22 protein-coding genes and 1 pseudogene are annotated in these 24,081 nt (G+C 70.7%); 19 read left to right on the forward strand and 4 right to left on the reverse strand.

What is annotated here, in order from left to right; translation table 11 throughout:
• The 15 genes and pseudogenes from M7H45_RS08235 to flgA form a co-directional block, all read left to right on the forward strand.
• Positions 1–344 (forward strand): flagellar hook-length control protein FliK (locus tag M7H45_RS08235; RefSeq protein ID WP_298215965.1); only part of this gene is annotated, 344 nt, incomplete at its 5' end.
• Complete coding sequence (locus M7H45_RS08240; protein ID WP_298215966.1) at positions 337–1,596, forward strand: FliM/FliN family flagellar motor switch protein; 1,260 nt, start codon at positions 337–339, stop codon at positions 1,594–1,596. The genes M7H45_RS08235 and M7H45_RS08240, both read left to right, overlap by 8 nt.
• The gene (locus tag M7H45_RS08245; RefSeq protein ID WP_298215967.1) at positions 1,593–1,856 is read left to right on the forward strand and encodes a flagellar biosynthetic protein FliQ; all 264 of its coding nucleotides are present in this window, start codon (positions 1,593–1,595) and stop codon (positions 1,854–1,856) included. Before M7H45_RS08240 ends, M7H45_RS08245 begins: the two co-directional genes overlap by 4 nt.
• Entirely contained in the window at positions 1,849–2,022 is a 174-nt protein-coding gene (locus tag M7H45_RS08250) for a hypothetical protein (RefSeq protein WP_298215968.1), read from the forward strand. The genes M7H45_RS08245 and M7H45_RS08250 overlap by 8 nt, the downstream gene beginning before the upstream one ends.
• Positions 2,023–2,034: 12 nt before the next feature.
• Positions 2,035–3,924 (forward strand): annotated as a pseudogene (locus M7H45_RS08255) (flagellar biosynthesis protein FlhA); the annotation flags it as partial.
• Positions 3,917–4,480 carry a sigma-70 family RNA polymerase sigma factor gene (locus M7H45_RS08260; protein ID WP_298215969.1) on the forward strand — a complete coding sequence of 188 codons (564 nt, stop codon included), beginning with the start codon at positions 3,917–3,919 and terminating at the stop codon, positions 4,478–4,480. The pseudogene M7H45_RS08255 and the gene M7H45_RS08260, both read left to right, overlap by 8 nt.
• Complete coding sequence (locus tag M7H45_RS08265; RefSeq protein ID WP_298215971.1) at positions 4,480–5,286, forward strand: flagellar motor protein; 807 nt, start codon at positions 4,480–4,482, stop codon at positions 5,284–5,286. The genes M7H45_RS08260 and M7H45_RS08265 overlap by 1 nt, the downstream gene beginning before the upstream one ends.
• A gap of 12 nt (positions 5,287–5,298) precedes the next feature.
• Positions 5,299–6,108, forward strand: a complete 810-nt coding sequence (locus M7H45_RS08270) for a flagellar motor protein MotB (protein WP_298215972.1) — start codon at positions 5,299–5,301, stop codon at positions 6,106–6,108.
• Between the two features lie 5 nt (positions 6,109–6,113).
• Positions 6,114–6,386, forward strand: a complete 273-nt coding sequence (locus M7H45_RS08275) for a hypothetical protein (RefSeq protein ID WP_298215973.1) — start codon at positions 6,114–6,116, stop codon at positions 6,384–6,386.
• The gene (locus M7H45_RS08280) at positions 6,383–7,033 is read left to right on the forward strand and encodes a FliH/SctL family protein (protein WP_298215975.1); all 651 of its coding nucleotides are present in this window, start codon (positions 6,383–6,385) and stop codon (positions 7,031–7,033) included. Before M7H45_RS08275 ends, M7H45_RS08280 begins: the two co-directional genes overlap by 4 nt.
• Positions 7,030–8,367, forward strand: coding sequence for a FliI/YscN family ATPase (locus tag M7H45_RS08285; RefSeq protein WP_298215978.1), 1,338 nt, complete (start codon positions 7,030–7,032; stop codon positions 8,365–8,367). The genes M7H45_RS08280 and M7H45_RS08285 overlap by 4 nt, the downstream gene beginning before the upstream one ends.
• Entirely contained in the window at positions 8,364–8,795 is a 432-nt protein-coding gene (locus M7H45_RS08290) for a hypothetical protein (protein ID WP_298215980.1), read from the forward strand. Before M7H45_RS08285 ends, M7H45_RS08290 begins: the two co-directional genes overlap by 4 nt.
• An 11-nt stretch (positions 8,796–8,806) precedes the next feature.
• Positions 8,807–10,024: a flagellar hook-associated protein FlgL gene (flgL, locus tag M7H45_RS08295; RefSeq protein ID WP_298215982.1), complete on the forward strand. Its 1,218-nt coding sequence runs from the start codon at positions 8,807–8,809 to the stop codon at positions 10,022–10,024.
• 13 nt (positions 10,025–10,037) lie between these two features.
• The gene (locus tag M7H45_RS08300; RefSeq protein ID WP_298215984.1) at positions 10,038–13,457 is read left to right on the forward strand and encodes a hypothetical protein; all 3,420 of its coding nucleotides are present in this window, start codon (positions 10,038–10,040) and stop codon (positions 13,455–13,457) included.
• A complete protein-coding gene (gene flgA, locus M7H45_RS08305; protein WP_298215985.1) occupies positions 13,454–14,134 on the forward strand; it encodes a flagellar basal body P-ring formation chaperone FlgA in 681 nt (226 codons plus the stop codon). Before M7H45_RS08300 ends, flgA begins: the two co-directional genes overlap by 4 nt.
• Positions 14,135–14,139: 5 nt before the next feature.
• On the opposite strand, the gene parC is transcribed toward flgA, so the two are convergent.
• Genes parC through ubiG form a run of 4 tightly spaced genes read right to left on the reverse strand, consistent with a single transcriptional unit; the run spans position 14,140 to position 18,937 of the window.
• Complete coding sequence (gene parC, locus M7H45_RS08310) at positions 14,140–16,353, reverse strand: DNA topoisomerase IV subunit A (protein WP_298215987.1); 2,214 nt, start codon at positions 16,351–16,353, stop codon at positions 14,140–14,142.
• Positions 16,343–17,083, reverse strand: a complete 741-nt coding sequence (gene recO, locus M7H45_RS08315) for a DNA repair protein RecO (protein WP_298215988.1) — start codon at positions 17,081–17,083, stop codon at positions 16,343–16,345. Before recO ends, parC begins: the two co-directional genes overlap by 11 nt.
• A complete protein-coding gene (locus tag M7H45_RS08320; RefSeq protein WP_298215989.1) occupies positions 17,084–18,217 on the reverse strand; it encodes an amidohydrolase in 1,134 nt (377 codons plus the stop codon).
• Positions 18,218–18,229: 12 nt separating this feature from the next.
• On the reverse strand, positions 18,230–18,937 hold the full coding sequence (gene ubiG, locus M7H45_RS08325) for a bifunctional 2-polyprenyl-6-hydroxyphenol methylase/3-demethylubiquinol 3-O-methyltransferase UbiG (protein WP_298215990.1): 708 nt from the start codon (positions 18,935–18,937) through the stop codon (positions 18,230–18,232).
• 75 nt (positions 18,938–19,012) lie between these two features.
• Between ubiG and M7H45_RS08330 the strand changes: the two genes are divergently transcribed.
• The 4 genes from M7H45_RS08330 to M7H45_RS08345 form a co-directional block, all read left to right on the forward strand.
• Positions 19,013–20,227 carry an aspartate kinase gene (locus tag M7H45_RS08330; RefSeq protein ID WP_298215992.1) on the forward strand — a complete coding sequence of 405 codons (1,215 nt, stop codon included), beginning with the start codon at positions 19,013–19,015 and terminating at the stop codon, positions 20,225–20,227.
• 2 nt (positions 20,228–20,229) lie between these two features.
• Positions 20,230–21,267 carry a nitronate monooxygenase family protein gene (locus tag M7H45_RS08335; RefSeq protein WP_298215994.1) on the forward strand — a complete coding sequence of 346 codons (1,038 nt, stop codon included), beginning with the start codon at positions 20,230–20,232 and terminating at the stop codon, positions 21,265–21,267.
• Positions 21,251–23,524, forward strand: a complete 2,274-nt coding sequence (gene ptsP / locus M7H45_RS08340) for a phosphoenolpyruvate--protein phosphotransferase (RefSeq protein WP_298215996.1) — start codon at positions 21,251–21,253, stop codon at positions 23,522–23,524. The genes M7H45_RS08335 and ptsP overlap by 17 nt, the downstream gene beginning before the upstream one ends.
• A gap of 33 nt (positions 23,525–23,557) precedes the next feature.
• The coding region (locus M7H45_RS08345; RefSeq protein ID WP_298215999.1) for a RodZ family helix-turn-helix domain-containing protein at positions 23,558–24,081 on the forward strand (524 nt) is incomplete at its 3' end.

Below are 24,081 nucleotides of genomic sequence, written 5' to 3' on the forward strand. Positions count from 1 at the left end.
TGCACCAATCGGGCGAGACCCGGGCGGTGCTGCGGCTCGACCCGCCCGGCCTCGGCCATCTCTCCATCCAGGTGGGGCTGAACACGCAAAACCAGGTGAATGTGACCTTCGCGCCGAGCAATGCGGCGGCGGCCCAGGTCCTGCAAACCGCCCTGCCCGGGCTGGGCAGCGCCCTGGCGCAATCCGGCCTCTCCCTGGGCCAGGCGCAGGTGGGCGGGCAATTCATGCAGCAGAACAGCCAGCAGCAGCCGCAAAACGGCCATGCGCCGCCCCGCCCCGCGGCGCTGAGCCAGCCCAGCCAGAACAACGAGACCGCCACGCCGGGGATCAGCGCCTATGCTTGACGCCGCCATCGAAGCCGAGCCGCTCGATCTGCTCGACCCGATGCGCATGCCGCTGCTGCGCTCCATTCTCATGGAGACGCTGGCCGACCGTTTCATGCGCCAGATCGCCTATATGCTGTTCCAGCGCATGCGCCATTCGGTGCGGCTTCTCTCCTGCATCCAGAACGTCATCAGCCATGAATCCGCCATCTCGGCTTTGCCGGAGGTGATGCTGGCGGGCATCTCCGAATTATCGCCGCTGCGCGGGCGCATGCTCCTCGCCATCGATGGCGATCTGATCGGCGCGATGGTGGATGCGATGTGCGGGGCGACCGCCCTCCAGCCCTTCGAGCGTTATGAGCTCTCGGCCCTGGAAACACGGGTGGGGCGGCAGATGGTGGATCTCGCCTTCGCGGTCATCTCGGAAACCTTCGCGCCGGTGGTGCCGCTCGACCTCAAGGCCATCGCCTATGAGAACGCGACCGGCATGCTCGCCATCGCCGAGGCGCAGGACTGGATGATCGCCGTCACCGGGATTTTCGAGACCGATCTCGGCTCGGGCACCATCCGGATCATCGTTCCCTACGCCGCGTTCGAGACGCTGGAGGCGAAGATCAGCAGCCAGTCCGGCCTGCTCGGCGGCCGCGGCAACGATACCGGCTGGATCGCCGGGGTGGAGGTGCTGGCGGACGCCACGCCCATCGAATTGCGCTTCGAGGTGGGGCGGGCGGAAATCCCCCTCGCCGTGTTCCAGGCCCTGCGCCCGGGCGACAGGCTGCCCCTCACCCTTAGCCCGCACGCGGTCGCGGTGGCGGGCGGCGTGGATTTGTTCCTCGCCGATTACGGCCAGCACAACGGCTACATCTGCTGCCGGGTCAATACCGAACCTCAGGAAGGAGAACAGGATATGGCGGGACCGAAAGACCGGACGACCGGCGCGGAAAAACTGGTCGAGCCGGAGCGGGTGGAGCTGGAACGGCTGCAGGTGCAGCCGGGCGCCGCGCCCGCCATCGCCGCCAAGGCGGTGCTGGACCGGGTGCAGGTCAGCGTGACGGTGGAGCTGGGCCGGACCCAGGTGAGCGTGAAGGAGTTGCGCTCGCTGCGCCATGGCCAGATCCTCCCGCTCGACCACATGATCGGCGAGCCCCTGGCCATCTACGCCAACGGCCAGAAACTCGCCTATGGCGAGGTGGTCGCCGTCGCCAATGACCATTACGGCGTGCGCGTCACCGCCCTCGCGGAGGACGCGCCCCAGGACGAGACCTCCCCATGAGCGATAACGGCGTCAATAGCGGCGCCTGGCTGGCCTTCGCCGAACTCGCCGGGCCGGTGCTGCTGCTCATGCTGGTCATCGGCCTCGCCGCGGGCATTCTGCAAACCGCGACGCAGGTGCGCGAGGCCTCCATCCCCTTCGTGCTCAAGCTGGGCGGCATGGCGGTCCTCACCACCGTGGCGGGAAGCTTCATGATGGGCGGGGTCGAGCATTACGCCACCCGCCTGTTCAACGCGATTCCGGGGCTGGTGCATGGCTGAGGCGCTGGCCCTGCCGCGCCCGCGCGGCTTCAGTCTCGGGCAGCTTTCCGGCCCCATCGTCATCCTGCTCATCCTGGTGATGCTGGCGGTGCCGCTGCCGCCCGCCGCCATCTCCTTTCTGTTCGCGCTCAACATCTCCGCCGGGCTGGTGATCCTCGCGGCCTAGCTCTACGTCCCCTCCCCGGCCGAGTTTTCCTCCTTCCCCTCGGTGCTGCTCGCCACCACGCTGATGCGCCTGGCGCTCAACGTCGCCACCGCCCGCGCCATCCTGCTCAACGGCTATACCGGGCCGGGCGCGGCGGGCCATGTCATCGAGGCGTTCGGCCAGTTCGCCGTCGGTGGCAATTACGTCGTCGGCGGCATCATCTTCGTCATTCTCATCATCATCAATTTCGTCGTCGTCACCAAGGGCGCCTCGCGCGTGGCGGAGGTCTCCGCCCGTTTCATGCTGGATTCGCTGCCCGGGCGGCAGATGGCGATCGACGCCGAGATCAATGCCGGGCTGCTCTCCCCCGCGGCGGCGGAGCGGCGGCGCGAGGCGCTGCGGCGCGAGGCGGATTTCTTCGGCGCCATGGACGGCGCCAGCAAATTCGTGCGCGGTGATGTCATCGCGGCGATCATCATCCTCGTCATCAACATGGTGGGCGGGCTCGTCATCGGCACGCTCCAATACGGCCTGCCCCTGGCGGATGCGGCCCGCACCTACACCCTGCTCACCGTGGGCGACGGTCTGGCGGCCCAGATCCCCTCCCTCACCATCTCGGTCGCGGCGGGCCTCGTCGTCACCCGCGTGGCGACAGGGGAGGATATCGGCGCGCAAATCAAATCCCAGCTCTCCCGCTATCCGCAAGCCCTCGCCATCGCCGCCGCCATCACCATCGCCATCGGGCTGGTGCCGCAAATGGCGCATATCCCCTTTCTGCTGCTGGGCGCCGCGCTGGGCGTGGCCTCCTGGCGGCTGTCCCGCGCCGCCCCCGCGGCGGCGGAGGGCGCCAGCCCCGCCGGGGAGGCGGATGGCGCCAAGCCGGAGGTCAAGCCGGACAGCCTCACCGATGTCACCGGCGTCGACCCGCTGGGGATGAATATCGGCTTCGCCCTCGCCCCCATGGTCGCCTCCGGGGAGGGCAAGCTGCTCAGCCGGCTCACCGCCGTGCGCCAGCGCTATGGCCGCGCCATGGGGTTTCTCGTCCCGCCCGTGCATATACGCGATTCCTCTGAGCTGCCCGCCCATGGCTACCGCTTCACCCTGCGCGGCGCGACGATCGGCGGCGGCGAGGCCTGGCCCAGCCAATGGCTCGCCATCGAGGGGCCGATGGTGACGGAGCGCCTCGCCGTCGGCCGCCCGGTGAAGGACCCCGCCTTCGGCCAAAACGCGGTGTGGATTCCCCCCGGCGCCATCCCCGCCGCGGAGGAGCTGGGCTATACGGTGGTGGACGCCGCCTCCGCCATCGCCACCCATTTCGCCGAGGTGCTGAAGCGCTATGGCGCCGAGCTGCTGGGCCGCCCGCAAGTGGAGGGGCTGCTGACCCGGCTCGCGGAGACCACGCCCCGCCTGGCCGAGGATCTGCGCACGGCGCTGCCCGCCGGCATCATCCGCCAGGTGCTGCAAGGCCTGCTGGCGGAGGAGGTGCCGGTCCGCGATTTCGAGCGTATCGCCGAGGCGCTGGTGGAGGCCGCCGATGGCGGCACCAAGGAGCCCGAGAAATTACTGGCGGCGGTGCGGCTGCGCCTGGGCCGGTTCATCGTCAGCCAGTTCGCCGGGGCCGAGCCGGCGCTGCGCGTCGCGGTGCTGGAGCCGAAGCTGGAGGAGCTGGTCAGCAAATCCCTGCGCGCGGGCAGCGAGGTAGAAACCGAGACCGCCGCGCATCTGCGCCAGGCGGCGGAGCAGGCGGCCAAGGCCATGCGCGCGCGGGGGGCCAAGCCGGTGCTGGTGGTGCACGGGGCGCTGCGCCGTGCCGTGGCGAAATGCGTGCATGGGCTGATCCCGGTCATCGCCCTGGAGGAAATTCCGGACACCATGAAACTGCAAATCCTGCACACGGCGGAGCCCGCCCCCGCCAATGGCTGAGCCCGCCTTGCCGGACCAGGCGGCGCTGACGGCGCTGTACGGCAACTGGATCAAGCGGATGGCGCTGCTGCTCAAGGCGCGCATGCCCTGGGCCGATCTCGACGAGATGCTGCAATGGGGGGCGATCGGCATGATGGAGGCGGCGCAGCGTTTCGACCCGGCGCTGGGGGTGAGCTTCCAGGGCTTCGCGGCCCGGCGCATCAAGGGCGCGATGATCGACGGGCTGCGGCGGGAGGGCGGCCGCCGGCGGGGCGAAACCGCTTTCGATGAGGAGGCGGTGGAGGGCGCGGCCTATTCCAACGGGTCCGGGCCGGAGGACCCGCTCGCCACCCTCGCCCGCATCGACGACCGCGCCCGCCTCGCCGAGGCCTTGCGCGTCCTGCCCGCGCTCGAATTCAAAATCCTCGCTTTGCATTTCTACGATGAACTTAACAATCGGGAAATCGCTTTGGTGTTGGATATCAGCGAGGGGCACGCCTCGCGGTTGCGCAAGCGCGCGCTGGAGATGCTCGCCCAGCACTTCAACGCGGCGCAAAAAGGAGAATGCGTGTCTTGATGAACATGGTGTCCCTCTTCTTCGGGATTCTGGTCATTCTGGGCGGCGCCCTGTCGGATCATGTGCCGCTCAGCTCGCTGTTCAATCTCACCGCCTTCATCATCGTCATTTGCGGCTCGGCCTCGGCCGGCATCCTGCAATTCGGCTTCGGCCCGCCCGTGGCGGCGCTCAGGGGCGTTATATGGCTGATGAAACCGCCCCGGGTGGATCTCGCGGATTACATCACCCGGGTGGCGGAATGGTCCTCCCTGGCCCGCGGCCAGGGCACGCTGGCGCTGGAGCGCGTGCTGGACGAGGTGGAAGACCCGTTCCAGCGCCAGGGCCTGCAACTCATCGTGGACAACACCCCGCCCGAGGATCTCGCCCTGATGCTCGGCATCATCTCGGAGACCACCAGCCGGGAGCAGGAACATCCGGCGGAATTCTGGGAGGCGGTCGGCGGCTATTCGCCCACCATCGGCGTGCTGGGCGCGGTGATGGGCCTCATCCATGTGATGATGCGGCTCGACCATCCGGAGGAGCTGGGCGAGGGCATCGCCACCGCCTTCATCGCCACCGTCTATGGCGTCGGCTTCGCCAATCTCGTCGCCCTGCCGCTGGGGATGCGGCTCAAATCCATCGCCCGCGCGGCGGAACGGGACCGGCAGGTCGTCATCCAGGGGTTGCTGCTGCTGGCCGAGGGCAAGCCCCGCATCGTCATCCGCCAGACCCTGCAAATCTACCTGGAGGGCGAGGAGGAGGAGGCTCAGCCGCAAAAAGCGCCCTCCAGCCAGGGCGAGCCCGCCGCCGCAACGCAGGCGGCCTGAGCCATGGCCCAGATGCCGAAACCGAGAAAGCACGCGGAGAAGGTGCCCAACCACGAGCGCTGGATCATCTCCTACGCGGATCTGCTGACGCTGCTGCTGGCGACCTTCGTCGTGCTTTACGCCTCCTCAACCCGCAATCATCGCAAGATGGAGGAGGTGGCGAGATCCTTTCTCGCGGCGTTTCACGGCAGCCCGCCCGCGGTCACCATTCCCCAGCCCACCGGCTCGCGCGGCGTGCTCAAAAATCTGCAATCACCCATCCCGCAAAAAGTGGAAGCCCCCAACCGGGCCCAGGCGCAAATCCCGGAAAAAATCGCCAAGCAACTCACCCATAACATGCAGGCGCTGCAACAGTTGCAATTGCAACTGCGCAACCTGTTCCAGCCCATGTTGCAAAAGGGCCAGGTCTCGATCCGTAGCGAGCCGCTGACCCTGACCATCCAGCTCGACGCCTCGGTTCTCTTCGATTCCGGCGAGGCGGTGCTCAAACCGGCGGCGGTGGCGCTGCTGAGCCAGGTGGGCAAGGGGCTGGTCGATCTGCCGCCCGGCTTTCTCGTCACCGTGCAGGGCTACACGGACAACCAGCCCATCGCGACCTCGCAATTTCCCTCCAACTGGTCGCTCTCGGCGGAGCGGGCGGTCGCGGTGGTGCAGCTATTCCAGCAAAGCGGCGTCAACGGCAACAACCTCACGGCCGAGGGATTCGGAGAATTCTCTCCCGCCGCCAGCAATGACGAGGCGCAGGGCCGCGCCCTCAATCGCCGGGTGGTCATCGTCGTCCACGCCGCCGACCCCACCGCGTCAAACCCAATGGGAAAATGACCAGAATGGCCAAGAAAAAACCGGCAAAACCCAGCGGCATCCTCCACCCCTTCCTGCTCAGCCTCGCCGCCGGCACGGGCTGGGCCGCCCTGAACGAGCCCGCTGATCTCACCAATCCCGGCCTGCTCGGCGCCTGGCTGCTGACCGCGCTGGCCATCGCCCTGTTCACCCGCGCCGGCCTCGCCCTGCTCGCGCCGCTGGCCGGGCTGCTGGGCGAGGCGTTGCGCTGGCAACTCCGCCAGGGCGGCGCGGGCAGCAAAGGCGGAGCCGAATCATGAGCTTCGTGCGGGCGTCGCGCCAGCGCGAGACGAGCGTGCAACACGTGCTGACCGCCGACACCGCCGAGCTCGCGGCGCGCGATGCCGAGGTGCAGCGCCGGGTCAAGCAGGAGGTGGCGCGGCTGCGCGAGAGCGTGATGGCCGAGGCGAAGGCGGCCGGGGAAATGGCGGCGCAGGAGCAGATGGCCCTCAGCCAGGCGGCGCTCGCCCAGGCGCTCAGCGCCCTGGCCGAGGCGCAGCGGCAAATGGAGGCGCCGCTCGCCGTGCTCGAGGATCATCTCGCCGAGCTTTGCGTCGAGATGGCGTTTCTCCTCGCCCGCCATATCGCCGGCGGCGAGAGCGGCAGCGCCCGCGCCGAGCTCGCCGGCCTCGTCAAGCGCCTGCTCCACGACGCGGCGGCGGAAGCCGGGCCGGGCCAGACCCTCCTGCTGCGCCTCAACCCCGCCGACGCCGCCCGGCTGCAACCCGCTTTGGCCGGGCGGGAGGTCAAGATCATCGCCGATGACGCCATCTCCCCCGGCGGGGCGCTGGTGGAGATGCGCAACGCCGCGGGAGACCCGCTCGACCGGACGGAATGGGACGCGCGGCTGGAAAACCGGCTCGCGGCGATCCGCGCCGCGCTCGACCTGCCGGGAGACAAGCCATGATCCGGGCCGGGCGCATCAAGGCTCTGGCCGGGGAGCGGCTGCGCGCCGCCCTGGCCCAGGACCCGGTGTGGCGCTACGGGCGGGTGCTCAGCGGCAATGGCGAGGTGCTGCGCGCCAGCGGGGTGCGCGCGCCCATCGGCGCGCGCTGCCTCATCGCCGAGGAGGCGGGGGAGATGGCGGCGGAGATCATCGGCCTCGCGGAAAACGCGGTGCTGCTGATGCCAGAGCAGGGCGGGCGGGGCGTGGGGCGCGGCGCGCGGGTGCGGGTGGAAACCGCCCAGCTCGCGGCGATGACCGGCGACGCCTTGCTGGGCCGGGTGCTGGACGCGCGCGGCAAGCCGCTGGATGGCGGCCCACCCCCGCAGGCCGGTACCCCCTGGCCGCTGCGCGGCGTGCCGCTCAACCCGATGCTCCGCGCCCGCATCGACACGCCCTTCGATATCGGCATCGCCGCCATCAACGCCCTGGCCACGCTGGGGCGGGGCATGCGGGTGGGGCTGTTCGCGGGGTCGGGCGTGGGCAAGACCACGCTGCTCGGCATGATGGCCCGCCACGCCCGGGCGGATGCGGTGGTGCTGGCGATGATCGGCGAGCGCGGGCGCGAGATCCGCGAATTCATCGAGGATCATCTCGGCGGCGCGCTGGCGCATACGGTGGTGGTCGTCTCCCCGGCGGATGACACCGCCCTGGCCCGGGTGCAGGGCGCCTACCGCGCTGCCGCCATCGCCGAATCCTTGCGGGCGCGGGGCCGCCACGTGCTGCTGCTGGTGGATTCGCTAACCCGCCTCGCCATGGCGCTGCGCGAGATCGGCCTGGCGGCGGGCGAGCCGGCGGCCACGCGCGGCTACCCGCCCTCGGTGTTCGGCGCGCTTTCCGCCTATGTCGAGCGGGCGGGCAATGGCGGCCCCGGCCAAGGCTCCATCACCGCCATCCATACCGTGCTGGTGGAGGGTGATGACCATGTCGGCGACCCGGTGGCCGATACCGCCCGGGCGATCCTCGATGGTCATATCGTCCTCTCCCGGGCGATGGCGGAGGCGGCCATCTACCCGCCCATCGACATCGCCGCCTCCCTCTCGCGGCTGATGCCCCAGCTGGCCGGGGCGGAGCAGATGCGCCTGGCCGGGCATTTCCGCGCGCTCTGGGTCCGGCGGCGGGAAAAACAGGACATCATCGATCTCGGCGCCTATGCCCCGGGGCGCGACCCGCTGCTGGACGAGGCGCTGCAACGCGCCCCCGCGATGGAGGCGCTGCTCCGCCAGGACGCGGCGGCGCGGGTGGGCCTGGAGGCGGCGTTGCAGCACTTGCGGGCCGCGCTGGGAGAGGAGGCGTGACCCCGCGCGCCTTGGAGCGGCTCGACCTCCTCGCCGCGCAAAAAGAAGCGGCGCTGGTCGAGGCCCTCTCCCGCCACAGCCGCGCGGTCCAGCATTTCCAGGCGCAACGGGAGATGCTGGCCAGCTATTACGCGAGGCTCGATGCCGGCTGGCGGCGGGCTGGCGGCGTCACGGCGGGCGATGCCGCGCGCGCCGCCCGCTTCGGCGCCCAGGCGCTGGCGGCGATGCTCCAGCTGGATGCCAGCCTCGCCGCCGAGCAGGCCCGGCTCATGGAAAGCGCCAGCGCCCTGGCGCGGCTGCGGGCGCATCGCCGCGCCTTGCGGGAGCGGCTTGCCGCCAAACGCCGGGCGGCGGCGGCGCGGGCAGAGGCAAAGGCGGCGGCGGACCTGCCCGCGCGCGGCCGGGTGATTTCCCTTTCGGATCATTGAAAGATCAGACCATGCAGCTTTCTTTCTACAACAATTTCATCGGCTCCCTCACGGCGCAGGAGGCGCGGATCAACACCCTCCAGCAGCAGATCTCCACCGGCGTGACCGTGCAGACCCCGGACCAGAACCCCGGCGTGTACGAAAAGGCGGCGCTAGGCCAAAACCAGATCAGCCAGCTCGAGAATGACAACACCGCCCAGGCCAGCATCCAATCCCAGCTGGGCGCGGCGAGCGCGGCCTATGGCTCCCTCACCTCGCTGCTCTCCAACGTGCAATCCACCGTGCTGCAAGCCCTCAACGGCACCACCAACGCGGCGGGGATGCACGCCCTCGCCACCCAGATCCAGAGCAACGCCCAGAACCTGCTCTCGCTCAGCAATACGGTCGGGCCGAACGGGGAGTATCTCTTCGCCGGCTCGCGCGGCAGCGTCGCCCCCTTCCAGACCAATGCGAGCGGCGAGATCGTCTATTATGGGGATTCCGGCCAGTCCCAGGCCACGATCAGCCCGGGCGGCACCGCCAATACCCTCGTCAATGGCGAGGTCTTCGCTTCCTCTTTGGCCGGGGACGGCATTTCCAGCATCTCCGCCGCCGCCGGCAATACCGGCTCGGGCCAGATGCTCCAGCAGGGCGTGGTGAACGCCGCCGCCGCCAACGCCTTCCAGCAAGGCAACGCCCCCATCACGGTCAGCTTCGCCGTCTCCGGCGCCACCACCACCTATACCGCGACGCAAGGGGGCAGCCCCATCGCCACCGGCACGCTCGACCCGAACAGCCAGGGCCAGACGACGGTGCAGCTGGCCGGGGCGAATTTCGCCATCACCGGCAATCCGGCCAATGGCGACAGCTTCACCCTTTCCCCCTCCCGTCCGCAATCGGCCTTCGACCTGCTCAACCAGATCGCCTCCGCCTTGGCCGGGGCGGGCAGCTCCCCCGCGCAAATGGCCCAGACCCATCAGATCCTCAACCAGGGCCTCGCCAGCCTGGAGCAGCTGCAACAGAACGTGACCACCGCCCAGGCCCAGAACGGCGTCACCCTCCAGGCCCTGGCCAATGCCGCCACCGGCAACACCGCCCAGCAGACCGCCACCCAGACCGCGGTGGAGAGCGCCACCGCCACCGACATGCCCGCCGCCATCTCCACGCTGACCCAGACGATGACGGCCCTGCAAGCCGCGATGCAGACCTTCGGCGCGGCGCAGAAACTCAGCCTGTTCAATTACCTCTGATCGGAAAAACCCCATGTCGGACGCCATCTTCGTCGTCGGCTATTACCGCAGCGGCACCTCCGCCCTTTCCGGCGCGCTGCAACGCGCCGGGGTGAAATTCTATAACGACGCCGACCCGAACGAGCATAATCCCCTCGGCTTCTACGAAATCCCGGAGCTGATCCAGCTCGATGTCGATCTGTTCAGCCAGATCGGGGTGGAGTGGACGGATGTGCGCGGCCTGCCGCCCGGCTGGCAGGACCGGGCCGATCTCGCGCCCCTGCGCACCCGGCTGGATGAAATTCTCCGCCGCCGCTTCCCCCCGCGCGAGCGGCTCTGGGGGCTCAAGCACCCGCATCTCTGCCGCACCCTGCCGCTTTACGAGCGGATCGCCCGCCAGGCGGGCCACAAGCCGCATGTCGTCCATATTTTCCGCGATCCCTGGGTTTCAGCCGCCAGCCAGGCGCGCAAGAACGGGCTGAGCCGCGCCCACGCCCTGCTGCTCTGGCTGAATTACGCCACGGATGCCGAGCGCAACGCCCGCCATCTGCCCCGCTGCTGGACCACCTATCAGCAATTGCTCGCCAACCCCGCCGGGGAGCTACACGCCATCGCGGCGCGGCTGAAACTGGCGCGCGAGCTGCGCGGCGACGGGTTCAAGCAGGCCAGCGCCTATCTCACCAGCCAGCTCAACCGCGCCGAGCCGCTGGTTGAGGAGGGTTTGTCCCCCACACTGCGCGACCTCGTTCACCGCGCCTGGGCCGCGATCAAGGCGCGGGATTTCGCCCCGGCCTTGTGGGACGGGCTGGCCGCCGAAACCGCCGATCTGGCGGGGTTCCTGGCCGAGATCGCCGCCAGCCGCGCCCCCGCCGTGCCCGGGTTCGGCAATGCGCTCATCCCGGTGGCGACGGCGGGCGCGCCCGCCCCCCTGCGCCCGCCTGAGCGGACGGACGCGGCGGCCAGGGCCCGGCTGGAGGCTTTGCGCGCCCAATCCGGCCCCCTGCCCAGCCTGGCGGTGCTCATCGCCGCCCCGGCGGGCCGCGCCCATGCGGTGCATGAAACGCTGGAGAGCCTGCGCGGCCAGTGGCTACCCCCGGCCATCATCCAGGTGCTCGCCGCCGACAAGCTCGCCCTGGCGGATACGCCGGTCCAGGCGGTGGCGCCCACGCCGGAGGCGATGACCCGCCGCCTCTGCCAGAACCTTAACATACTCGCTGAAACCCATGATTATGTGGCAATCATCAATGCGGGGGACCGCATCGACCCGGATGGCTGCCTGCGCTTCGCCCTGCTGGCGGCCCAGAGCCGGGCGGATATGATCTATTCCGACGAGATCGTCCCGCGCGAGGGCGGCGCCTGGGTGCGCCACAAGCCGGGCTGGGACGTGACCCGGCTGCGCCAGGCCGCCTATCTCGGCGATTGGGTCTGGTATAAGGGCGCGGCGCTGCAAGCGGCGGGCGGGTTCGACCCCGCCCTCGCCGGAGCCGAGGAATATGATCTGCAATTGCGGCTGGCGGAACGCGGCGCGCGGGTGGAGCGGCTGCCGGAGGCGGTGTTCCTCCGTGGCGGCCAGAGCCTGCGGGACGAGATCGCCCCGCCCCTGTTCTGCGCCCGCGCCGCCGCCGCGCTCAGCCGCCATCTCGCCGCCGCCTCCTGCCCCGCCGAGGTGCAGAACCGCCAATATCCCGGCTTGTTCCAGCATCTGCGCGCGGCGGCGGACCCCGGCACCGCCATCATCATGCTCTGCGACGGGGCGGAGTTGCCGCGCCTCAACGCCTGGATGAGCGGGCTGCTGGGCGGCAAGCCTCTCAGCGGGCCGGTGATCCTGGCCGGGGCCGAACTTTCCGCGCCGGTGCGCGACTATCTCGCCGCCATCGCCGCCCAGCGGGACACGCTGGGCGGGCATGTTCTCGCCCATATCGCCGCCAGCCCCGCCGCCGCGCTGGCGGGAGCCCTCGCTTTGGCCGCGACCGAGCATGTGGCGATTCTCGACGCGCGCATGCTCGACATCACCCCGCATTGGCTGGAGGGGCTGCGCCAGCGCCTCGCCGATCCGCAAGTGGCGGCGGTGGCGGCGCGCGGCCTCATCCAGGGGCCGGACGGGCAGGCCGGGCAGATCATCGGCCCCATCGTCATCGGCGCGGATGGGCGGCTGGGGGCCGGGCGCGGGCCGCTCGACCCCGGCCCCGGCGGCTGGCTGCTGGTGGACCAGGAGGCGAGCGCCATCGCCCCGCCCGGCCTGCTCGCCCGCCGCGCCGCCCTGACCGCCTGCCTCCCGGCCGGGGGCCTGCGGGGGGACGCGCTCTGGATCGATCTCTGCGCCCAGCTGCGCGCCGCCGGCGCCCGGCTGGTATGGACGCCGGATGTCAGCGTCACCCTGCCGGCCGAGGCCGCGCCCCGCGCGGATGCGGAAGGCGGGTTCCGCGCCGGCTCGCCCGCCGCCGCCGCCCTGCCCTGGGAGGACCCCTATCATCACCCCGCCCTCTCCCTGCGCGGCGACGTGCTGGCGGCGGAGGCGCGCACCGGGCTGGTGCGGGCTTGCCCCGCCGATCCGCTCAGCCTGCTGGTGACGGGCGAGGCCGCCCAGGCGGATGCCGCCCTCAACGCGGCGCGGGCGCTGCGCGCGGCCGGCATGATGGAGGGGGATTGGGCCCCGGACCTGCCCAGCGCCGCCGAGCTTGGCCGCCGCGCCCCCCATCCCTGGGTGCGGCTCAACCCGCTGCGGGCGGCGCAACCCGGATCCCCCCCTTACGCCGCCATCGTCGCAACCCCGCCCCCGGCGGAGGCGCAACCCGCTTTGGCGGGGGCGGCGCAACTCTACGCCACCTCTCCCGCCCTCGCGGTTGCGCTCAAGGCGCGGTTTCCGGCGCAACCGCCCGCCCGGCTCTGGCGTCCCGCCCTGTCCCGCCCGCTCTGGCAAGGGTTCAAGCCCGGCGAGGGGTTGAACACCAAGCCGCGCATCCTCTGGGTGGATGAGGGAATCGCCCCGCTTTGGCTGCCGGAACTGATTCGCGAGACGCTGGACGCCGCCTCCTGGATCATCGTCGAGCGCGCGGGAGGGGATTATCCCGGCGGGGCGGCGCGGCTGGCCCCGCCCGGCTCCGAGCAGGGCTGGGCCCAGGCGCTGGCCCCGCTCGGCCCGCAAATCCTGCTGCGCCCGGCGGCGGAGGCGGTCTGGCCCGACCAATACCCCGCCTTGCTGGCGGCGGCGGCGGGCTGCCATCTGCTGGTGGATGAGCGGCTGGATCTGCCCCCCAGCCTGGAAGCGAAGCGCCTGGGCCAGAGCAAGGCGGAATGGGGGGAGGCGTTGCGCGGCGCCATCGCCGACCTGCCGGAGACCTTGCGGCGCGGCGCGCGGAGCCGCGCCGCCGCCCTGGCCCTGCCCTCGCTGGAGGAGGCGCCGCCGGATTGGGCGTTTCCGCAGCCGCCCGCCCTGGCGAGCGCCGCCGAATGAAGCGCGCCGCCTGGCTGCTCGCCGCCTCTCTCATCGCCTGGCCCGCGCCCGGACAGGCCGCGGGGATGCAGGATGAGACCGCCCTCGCCAATGCCGTGCGCCAGGCCGCCCAGGCCCTCGCCCCGCCCGGCGCCACGGTGAGCCTTGGCCCGGTGGCGGGGGCGCGCGCCATGCCCGCCTGCGCCGCGCCGCTCGCGGTGACTATGAGCGGCGTCATCCCATATGAAGAGGCGCAGGTGCAATGCCCGACCCCCTCCTGGACGCTCTATGTGGCGGTGACGGTGGCGCAGAGCGAGGCGGTGGTGGTGACCGCCAAGCCGGTGACGGCGGGGCAGACCATCACCCCCGAGGATCTGATGGTGAAAACCCTGCCGGTGCAGAATTTCGCCGGGCGGCAGATCTTCACCGATCCGGCGCAGGTCACCGGGGCCAGCGCCGTGATGTCGATGGCGGCGGGCATGGTCGTGACCCAGAACGCGATCCAGGCGCCCCTGGTGGTGAAAGCCGGCCAGGTGGTGACCGTGCATGTCTATAGCGGCAATGTGACGCTGGCCCTGGACGCCACCGCCAACCAGCCCGGGCGGATCGGCGACACCATCCTGCTCACCAACACCGCCAGCGGCCGCCGCTTCACCGCCGAGGTCACCGCCCAAGGGGTTGAGCTACGGCTGAACTGACCCGCTCAGCCGAATTTATTGGAGCGGGGGAAGCCGTTGGGCGGCAGCCGCCCGGCGCTGGCCCGCGCCCCCAGCCATTCCGTCAGCCGCGTCTCGGTGCGGGTGCGCTCGCCCACCGCCCAGCTCAATCCCTCCGCCAGGGTGAACACCCGGGCGTCGGCCAGCCCGCCATCCTTGTATTTCTGCAATTGCACCCCGGCGCCGCGCGGCATCTCCGGCAATTGGGCGAGCGGAAAGATCAGCAGCTTGCGGTTCTGGCCGATCACCGCGACATGGTCGCCCTCCGCCGGCACGCATACCGCCCATTCCTCGCCGGGCTTGAGGGTGAGGATGGTCTTGCCCGCCCGCCGCTCGGAGGCGAGCTCCGCCCCCGGCAGGATGAAGCCGCGCCCGGAGGTGGAGGCGACCAGATATTTGCGCGCCGGATCGGGGACGAAGAGCTTCAGCACCCCGTCCTCATTGGCGAGCTCCACCAGCAGCCGGATGGCCTGGCCGTCGCCGCGGCCGCGCGGAATATCGGCGGCCTTCAAGGTATAGACCCGGCCATTGGTGCCGAGCAGGGCGATCCTGTCCGTGGATTGGCAGGGCAATAGGGCGAACAGCCTGTCCCCTTCCTTGAATTTCAGCTCCGCCCCGTCGGCGAGATGGCCCTTCTGGGCGCGAATCCAGCCTTTCTCGGAGAGGATGACGGTGATCGGCTCGCGCTCCACCAGCGCCTCGGCGACGATCTCCACCACCGGGGCGGCGGCGGAGACGAGCGTGCGCCGCGCCCCCAGCGGCCCCGCGCCGAAAGTCTCGCGCACCTGCGCGATCTCGGCGGCGACCCGCCGCCAGCGCAGGGGCTCGTCCTGGAGCAGGGCGCGCAATTCCTTCTGCTCGGCGCTCAGCTTCTTGTGCTCGGCGCGGATCTCCAGCTCCTCCAGCTTGCGCAGGGCGCGCAGCCGCATGTTGAGGATCGCCTCGGCCTGGACCTCGCTCAAGGCGAAGGCGGCGATCAGCGCCTCCTTGGGCTTGTCCTCCTGGCGGATGATGCGGATCACCTCGTCCAGGTTGAGAAACACCTTGATATAGCCGTCGAGGATCTCCAGCCGCCGGGCGATGGCCTCCAGCCGGTGGCGGGAGCGGCGGATCAGCACCTCGTGCCGGTGGTCGAGCCAGGCGCGCAGCAGCGCCTTCAGCCCCATCACCTTGGGGGTGCGGCCGCCATCCAGCACGTTCATGTTGAGGCCGAAGCGGGATTCGAGCTGGGTGGCGCGGAACAGCGAGGCCATCAGCATCTCCGGGTTCACGGCCCGGCTTTTGGGCTCCAGCACCAGCCGGATGGTCTCGGCGCTCTCATCGCGGATATCGCCGAGCAGGGGCAGTTTCTTCTCGGTCAGCAGCAGGGCGATCTGCTCGACGAGGCGGGATTTCTGCACCTGGTAGGGAATCTCGGTGACGACGATGACCCAGGTGCCGTGCTTGCCCTCCTCCCTGCGCCACCGCGCGCGGGTGCGCAGGCTGCCGCGCCCGGTCTCATAGGCGGCGAGGAGGGTCGCCTCATCCTCCACCAGCTCGCCGCCGGTGGGAAAATCCGGGCCTTTCAGATGCTTCATCAGCTCGGCGGTGGTGGCGGCGGGGGTCTCGATGAGATGCAGGGCGGCGGCGCAGATTTCCCCGGCATTATGCGGCGGGATGGAGGTGGCCATGCCCACCGCGATGCCGCTGGCGCCATTGGCGAGAAGATTGGGGAAGGCGCCGGGCAGCACCACCGGCTCCTGCTCCTCCCCGTCATAGGTCGGGCGGAAATCGACCGCGTCCTCATCGATGCCGCGCAGCAGATATTCGGCGACGGCGGTGAGGCGCGACTCGGTATAGCGCATCGCCGCCGCGTTATCGCCGTCGATATTGCCGAAATTGCCCTGGCCCTCGATCAGCGGATAGCGGGCCGAGAAATCCTGGGCCAGCCGCACCAGGGCCTCGTACACGGCGCTGTCGCCATGGGGGTGGAATTTGCCGATCACGTCGCCGACGACGCGGGCGCATTTCTTGAAGCCCGAGCGCGGGTCGAGCTTCAACTGGTGCATGGCGTAGACCAGCCGCCGGTGGACGGGTTTCAGCCCGTCGCGCACATCCGGCAGCGAGCGGGACATGATGGTGGAGAGCGCGTAGGCGAGATAACGCTCCGAGAGCGCGTGCCCCAGCGGCAAATCCTCCACCCGCCCGAAATCATCCGGCATCGCCGCCCTCCTGTTCCGCAAGTCTCGCCGCGAGACGCTCATAAAGAGCCTGCCGCGCGGGCGGAAGGGGCAGGTGGCGCGCCCCGAACACGTCACGGGCGAGGAAATGCCCGGTCAGGCGCAGCGCGGCCACGCAATCGCGCAGCTGTGCCGCGCCCGCGCCGAGCAGAAAGCCGGGCAGCGGCAGCAGCCGCTCCACCCACGCCCCCGCCTGAGAGAGGGTGACCGCCCGGCCGGTGCGCGGCGAGACATAGGCGAGGCCGTCATTGCCGCCAGGCGGCGCCGTGAAATCCAGGCCGAACCCGGCCTCGCGCAGCAGCACCACCTCCCAGCGGCAATATTCCGGCAGGGCGAAGCCGGGGCTCTCGATGCCGGCCAGCAGGCGCAACAGGCCCTGGAAGGCGGCGGGCGCCGCCTCGCGCTCATGCAGGGCGCCGGCGGCCAGCGCGCAGGCGGCGCGCAGCACCGCCAGGCTGTCCGGCACGGACATGGCCAAGGCGGCGGCGGGGTGCACCAGCTCCCCCGCATAGCTGCCCAGCTGCTCGGGCAGGCGCGCCGTCCAGCGCGCGGCGACGATGTTGCCCGGCTCCCACAAGCCGCTCTGGCGGCGGCTGGCGCCGCCCTTGGCCAGCCCGCGCCATGGTCCCGCCGGGGTCAGCAGGGTGACGACGAGATCGCCCTCCCCGTGCGGGGCGCGCGCGATGACGATGCCCGGCCCCTCGCGCTCCACCTAGCCCAGCGCCGCCCGGGCCGCCGCCGCCAGAAAACGCGCCGCCACGGGCAGGATCTCGTCGTTATAGTCGTATTCGGGGCTGTGCAGCCCGGCGCTGGGGCCATTGCCGATCCAGGCATAGGCGCCGGGAATTTCCGCGAGGAAGCGGCCGAAATCCTCCGCCCCCATGGTGGGGGGCAGATCGCGGCGCAGGGGCAGCCCCGCGGCGCGCGCGGCCGCGGCGGCGAGCTCCGCCTCCGCCGGGGCGTTGACGGTGGGCTCAAGGCCGCCGCCCAGCCAGATCTCCGCCTCCAGCCCGAGGGCGGCGGCGTTGCCCCGGGCGGTTTCCTCCAGCCTTTGCTTGAGCAGGGCCATGGTCGCGGCGGAGAAGGCGCGGATGGTGCCGCCCATCGCCGCGCGCTCCGGCACCTGGTTGCGCGCCTCGCCCGCCCGCAGGGTGCAGGTGGAGATGACCCCCGCCTCGCCGGGCGGCAGGTTGCGGGCGATGATGGCGTTGGCGGCGAGGATCGTCTGGGCCACGCCCTGCACCGGGTCCCGGCAGAGATGGGGCATCGCCGCGTGGCCGGCCCGGCCGGTGAAGGTGATCTCGAAATTCGCCGCCCCCGCCATCACCGGGCCGGAATGGACCATCACCGTGCCCGCCTCCAGCCCCGGCCAGTTATGGTAGCCGAAGATGCGCTCCATCGGGAAACGCCGGAACAGCCCGTCCGCGATCATGGCGTGGGCGCCGTTGAACCCCTCCTCGGCGGGCTGGAAGACCAGATGCACCTGGCCGCGCCAATCCGGGTCGTCGCGCAGCAGCAGGGCGGCGCCGAGCAGGGAGGCGGTGTGGCCGTCATGCCCGCAGGCGTGCATGACGCCGGGATGGCGCGAGGCGTAGGGCTTGCCGGTGGCCTCGGGGATGGGCAGCGCGTCCATATCCGCCCGCAGCCCGACCGCGCGGTTGGAGCCGCCGCGCGTGAGCGTGGCCACCACGCCATGCCCGCCGACCCCCGCCGCGTAGGGGATGCCCATCTCATCGAGCCGGGCGCAGATGAAGGCCGCCGTCTCTTGCTCGGCCCGCGAGAGTTCCGGATGGGCGTGGAGGTGATGGCGCCAGGCGGCGAGGCGCTGGGCGAGGTCATCGGCCATGGCGCCGCCTCCTCAATCCGCCACCGCCATGGCGAGGTAGTTGACCGAGAGATCGCGGCTGAGCCGGAAGCCGCGCTCCCGGGGCGAGAAGCTGAGCCCCGCCGTCTCGGCCAGGCGCAGCCCCGCCCCCCGGCAGAGCCGCCCCAGCTCCTCCGGCTTGATGAATTTGCGCCAATCATGCGTGCCCGCCGGCAGCAGGCGCAGCACGTATTCCGCCCCCAGCTTGGCCACCGCCCAGGCGCGGGGGGTGCGGTTGAGGGTGGAGAGGAAGAGCAGCCCGCCCGGCTCCAGCAGCTGGCGCAGGCTGACGAGAAATTCCGCCGGATCGGCGACGTGCTCGATGATCTCGAGCGCGGTGACCACGGGAAAGCGCGCCCCCGCCGCGGCCAGATCCTCGGCCGTGCCCACCTCGTAGACGAGATTGAGCCCCCGCCCCTCGGCATGGGCGCGCGCCGCGGCGATCAACTCCGGGCTGGCGTCCAGCCCCGTCACCGCGAACCCGTCCTCGGCCAGCGCCTCGGAGAGCAGCCCGGCGCCGCAGCCAATGTCGAGAATCGTCGCCCCCGCCCCGTGATGGCGGCGCGCCCGCTCCGCCACCCAGGCGGCGCGGACCGGGTTGAGCATGTGCAAGGGCCGCATCGGCCCCTCCGGATCCCACCAGCTTTGCGCCAGCGCGCCGAACTGGGCGATTTCTTCGGGAATGACGGACCCTTGGCTCATTGCTCAATCCTTACTCCGCCGCTATGTGACGCTCCTGCCCGCTCACCACAAGACTCTCCAGGATTTTAGGCTAGCATGGCGCGTATCGTGATGAAATTCGGCGGCACCTCGGTCGCCGATCTCGACCGGATCAGGAATGTGGCGCGGCGGGTGAAGGCCGAGGCCGACCAGGGCCATGAGGTGGCGGTCGTCGTCTCCGCCATGGCCGGGGTGACCAACCAGCTCGTCGGCTATTGCCAATCCCTCTCGCCGCTCTTCGACGCGCGGGAATACGACACGGTGGTTTCCACCGGCGAGCAGGTCACCTCCGGCCTCACCGCCATCGCCCTGCAGGAGCTGGGGCAGGACGCGCGCTCCTGGCAGGGCTGGCAGATCGCGGTGGAGACCGATGGCGAGCACGGCAAGGCGCGGATCGAGAGCATCGAGGGCGATGAGCTGATCGAGCGCATGCGGCAGGGCCAGATTCCCGTGGTGGCCGGGTTTCAGGGCATCGGCCCGGATAACCGCGTCACCACGCTGGGGCGGGGCGGCTCCGACACCTCCGCCGTGGCGCTGGCGGCGGCGCTGAAGGCGGATCGCTGCGATATTTATACCGATGTGGATGGGGTCTATACGACTGATCCGCGCATCGTGCCCCATGCCCGCAAGCTGAGCCGGATCACCTATGAGGAGATGCTGGAACTCGCCTCGGTGGGGGCGAAGGTATTGCAGACCCGCTCGGTGGAGCTGGCGATGAAGGAGCGCGTGCGGGTGCAGGTGCTCTCCAGCTTCGCCGAGGGCCCCGGCACCATGGTTGTTGATGAGGAAGAGGTCGTGGAAAAGGAAATCGTCGCCGGCATCGCCTATTCTCGGGACGAGGCCAAGGTCACCGTCCGCCGGGTGCCGGACCGGCCCGGCATCGCCGCCGCCGTGTTCGTGCCGCTCGCCGCCGCCAATATCAATGTCGACATGATCGTGCAGAACGTCGCGGCGGATGGCACGACGGACATGACCTTCACCGTCGGCAAGGCGGATATGGCGCGCGCCTTGCAGGCGCTCAACCAGGCCAAGGCGGAGATCGGCTTCGCCGAGATCAATTCAGACCCCAACGTCGCCAAGATCTCCGTGGTCGGCGTGGGCATGCGCTCCCATGCCGGGGTGGCGGGGACGATGTTCAAGACCCTGGCGGAGCGGGGGATTAACATCCAGGCCATCACCACCTCCGAGATCAAGGTCTCGGTGCTGGTGGCCGCCGAATATACGGAGCTCGCGGTGCGCGCCCTCCATTCCGCCTACGGGCTGGACGCCTGACCATGCTGGACAGCCTCACCGACACCGCCGCCGCGCGGCTCGACGCGCTGCAACGGCGCGGCACTGAGTTTCTCGGTACCCGCCATGCCATTCTCGGCGGCGCGATGAGCTGGGTCTCCGAGCGGCATCTGGTCTCCGCCATCTCCAATGCGGGCGGGTTCGGGGTCATCGCCTGCGGGGCGATGCCGCCCGCCCTTCTGGAAGCCGAGATCGAGGCGACCAAGGCGCTCACGGCCAAGCCGTTCGGCGTCAATCTCATCACCATGCATCCCGAACTGGAGGCGCTGATCGCGGTTTGCGTGCGCCAGCGGGTCGGGCATGTGGTGTTCGCGGGCGGCATCCCTTCCGCGGCCCATATCAAGGCGGCCAAGGAGGGCGGCGCCAAAATCATCGCCTTCGCCCCCGCCCTGGTGCTGGCGCGGCGGCTCGTCAAATCCGGGGCGGACGCGCTGGTCATCGAGGGCTCCGAGGCGGGCGGGCATATCGGCCCCGTCTCCCTCACCGTGCTCGCCCAGGAGATTTTGCCGCATATCCGCGAGGTGCCGGTTTTCGTGGCGGGCGGTATCGGGCGGGGCGAGGCCATGCTCGGCTATCTGGAGATGGGCGCCGCCGGGGTGCAGCTCGGCACGCTCTTCGCCGCCGCCGCCGAGAGCATCGCCCATGAGAATTTCAAGAAGGCCTTCATCCGGGCGGCGGCGCGCGACGCCGTGCCCAGCGTGCAGCTGGATGAGCGGTTTCCCGTCATCCCGGTGCGCGGCCTCGCCAATGCCGGCACCCGCCGCTTCATGGCGCATCAGGCCGAGGTGGTGCGGCGCTTCCAGGCCGGGGAGCTGGACAAGACCGCCGCGCAGCTGGAGATCGAGCATTTCTGGGCGGGCGCCTTGCGCCGCGCCGTGATCGAGGGCGATGTGGAGAACGGCTCGGTGATGGCCGGCCAGTCCGTGGGCATGGTCACCTCGGTGCAGACGGTGGCGGAGATCATCGCGGGCTTGCGCGCCCAGGCCATCGCGGCATTGGTGGCGCGTGGCACCGGCGTCTGATGCTCCCGCCGCGCCGCCCCGGCGGCGCAAGAAGCCGAAAATCGGCATCACGCGCCAGCTTTTCGCCACGCTGCGCGAGCATTTCGCCACCGGGGCGACCTCTCTCGCCGATTTCGCCAAGCTCATCGCCGAGGGGCTGGGGGCGGATGCCTCTCTCATCTACGTTGCCCGGCCCGGCGAGATTCTCGAACTCGCGGCCACGCATGGGCTGAACGTCTCGGCGGTGGGCCGCACCCGGCTGCGGGTCGGCGAGGGCATCGTCGGCCTCGCCGCCGCCTCCGGCGACATCCAGAACCTGCCAGACGTGCAGAACCATCCGCGCTATGTCTACCGCGCCGAAACCGGCGAGGAGACCATGGCCTCCATGCTCGCCGTGCCGGTGAAGCGGGCCGGACGGACGCTGGGGGTGATCGGCGTGATGGGGCGCGAGGTGCGCCCCTATACGCCGATGGAGGTCGAATCCCTCGCCACCGTGGCGATGCTGCTGGCCGAGATCCTCTCCCGCGCCGGGGCCACCGATGTGGCGGAGGAGGGATTCTCCGAGACCCTGCCGCGGCGCTTCGCCGGGCATGTGCTGTCCGCCGGGATCGTGCGCGGCCGGGTGCTCGCCTATGGCGCGGCGGCGCCGATCGCCAAGCTGCTGACCGAGGATACCGAGGCCGAGCTGGCCCGGCTCGACGCCGCCGTGGAGGAGGCCAACAAGACGCTGGACGGGCTGCTCACCGCCAATATGCCGGGCGGCAACGCCTCCCGCGATGTGCTGGAGGCCTACCGCATGGTGGCGCAAAGCTCCGGCTGGCTGAGCCAGGTGCGCGCCGCCATCGCCGACGGGCTGACCGCCGAGACCGCGGTGGACAAGGTGGCCCGCCAATTGCGCGAGCGCATGCGGCGCATCGCCGATCCCTATCTGCGCGAGCGGCTCGCCGATATCGAGGATATGATCAACCGGCTGATGGTGGCGCTGGGCGGCATGCCGCCCAAGCCGGAGCGGGCGGACGGGATGATCCTCATCGTCCGCCGCCTCGGCCCCGCCGATCTGCTCGACTGGCATTCGCGCGGCATCGCCGGCCTCGCCATCGAGGAGGCCAGCGCCTCGGGCCATGCCGCCATCCTCGCCCGCGCCCTCTCCATTCCCGCCTTGCAGGTGGAGCGCGGCGCGGTGGAGACGGCGGCGGAAGGCGACCTGGCTCTGCTGGACGCCGAGGAAGGCACGCTGGTGCTGCGGCCCGAGCCGGAGGTGATCCAGGTTTACGAGCGCGCCCTCGCCGCCCGCCAGCAGCGCGCCGCCGCGCTGGCCGGCTATCGCGACATGCCCGCCGTGACCAAGGACGGCACCGAGCTGAAGCTGATGCTCAATGTGGGGCTGGCGCTGGAGCTGGACGAGCTGGAGCGCACCGGCGCGGATGGCATCGGCCTCTACCGCACCGAGATCGCCGCGCTGGCGGCGGGGGGTATCCCCGATGTGGCGGGCCAGGCCGCCGAATACGGCAAGGTGATGGACCGCGCCCAAGGGCGCCCGGTTCTGTTCCGCACGCTGGACCTGGGGGCGGACAAGCTGCTGCCCGGCGAGACCGCGCAGGCGGAGGAGAACCCCGCCATGGGCTGGCGCTCCCTGCGCATCGGCCTCGACCGCCCGGCCATTCTCCGCCGCCAGCTGCGGGCGCTGCTGCTGGGCGCGCAGGGCCGCCCCTTGCGGGTGATGTTTCCCATGGTGGCCACGGTGGAGGAATTCCGCGCCGCCCGCGACCTGCTGGAGGCCGAGGCCGGGCGCATCCGCCCCGCGCCGGAGCGGCTGGAGGCGGGAACGATGCTGGAAATCCCCGCTTTGCTCTTTCAGCTCCCCGGCCTGCTCGCCGAGGCGGATTTCGTCTCCATCGGCACCAACGACCTGATGCAATTTTTATTCGCGGCGGATCGCGGCACGCCGGAGCTGGCGGACAGGTACGACACCCTCTCCGCCCCGGTGCTCGAAATGCTGGAAAAGCTGGTGGGCTACAGCCAGGAGGCCGGGGTGCCGCTTTCCGTCTGCGGCGAGGCGGCGGGGCGGCCTTTGGACGCGCTGGCCTTCGCGGCGCTGGGGGTGACCACGCTCTCCATGTCCGGCAGCGCCATTCTGGCGGTGAAGGCGGCGCTGGTAGAGGCGGATCTTTCCGCCCTGCGGCCCGTGCTGCGGGAGCTGCGGCGGGCGGGAGCGGCGGGCGGCAGCATTCGCGAGCCCCTGGCGGTGTGGGCGCGCGAGCATAATCTGGCGATTTGAGGACCGCGCCGATCCGGAGTAAGGGAAAGGGGCATGCCAGATTATCTGACCGGACCGGAGATTGCACCGACCGAGGCGCGCCCGCGCGCGGCCGAGGTGGGGGCGGGCCTGCGCGAGGTGCGCGAGAGGCTGGGCTGGCGGCTGGACGACGTGGCGGAGGGGCTGCGCATCCGCCAGGAATTTCTCATCGCCATCGAAAGCGGCGATTTGTCCTCACTGCCCGGCCCCGCCTACCGGGCGGGCTTTGTGCGCTCCTATGCCCAGGCGCTGGGGCTGGACGGGGAGGAGATTCTCCGCCGGTTCCGCGCGGCGGGACAGCTGGGGGAAGTGCCGAAAAGCGAGATCCAGTTTCTCGCCCCGGTGCCCGACCGCGCCGTGCCGAAGGGCGCGATGGTGTTGATCGGCATTCTCATCGTCCTGGCCGGGTATGGCTTCTGGTACCACCATACGGAAAAGGAGCGGCGGCTGGCCCAGGCCGTTCCGCACGTGCCGGCCGAGCTGGCGCCGCTGGCCGTGCCGCCCAAGGTGACCCCGCCCCCCGCCGCCGCCCCGGCCCA

The sequence above is a fragment of the Acidocella sp. genome (assembly GCF_027352905.1).
In the GTDB taxonomy this organism is placed as follows: Bacteria; Pseudomonadota; Alphaproteobacteria; order Acetobacterales; family Acetobacteraceae; genus Acidocella.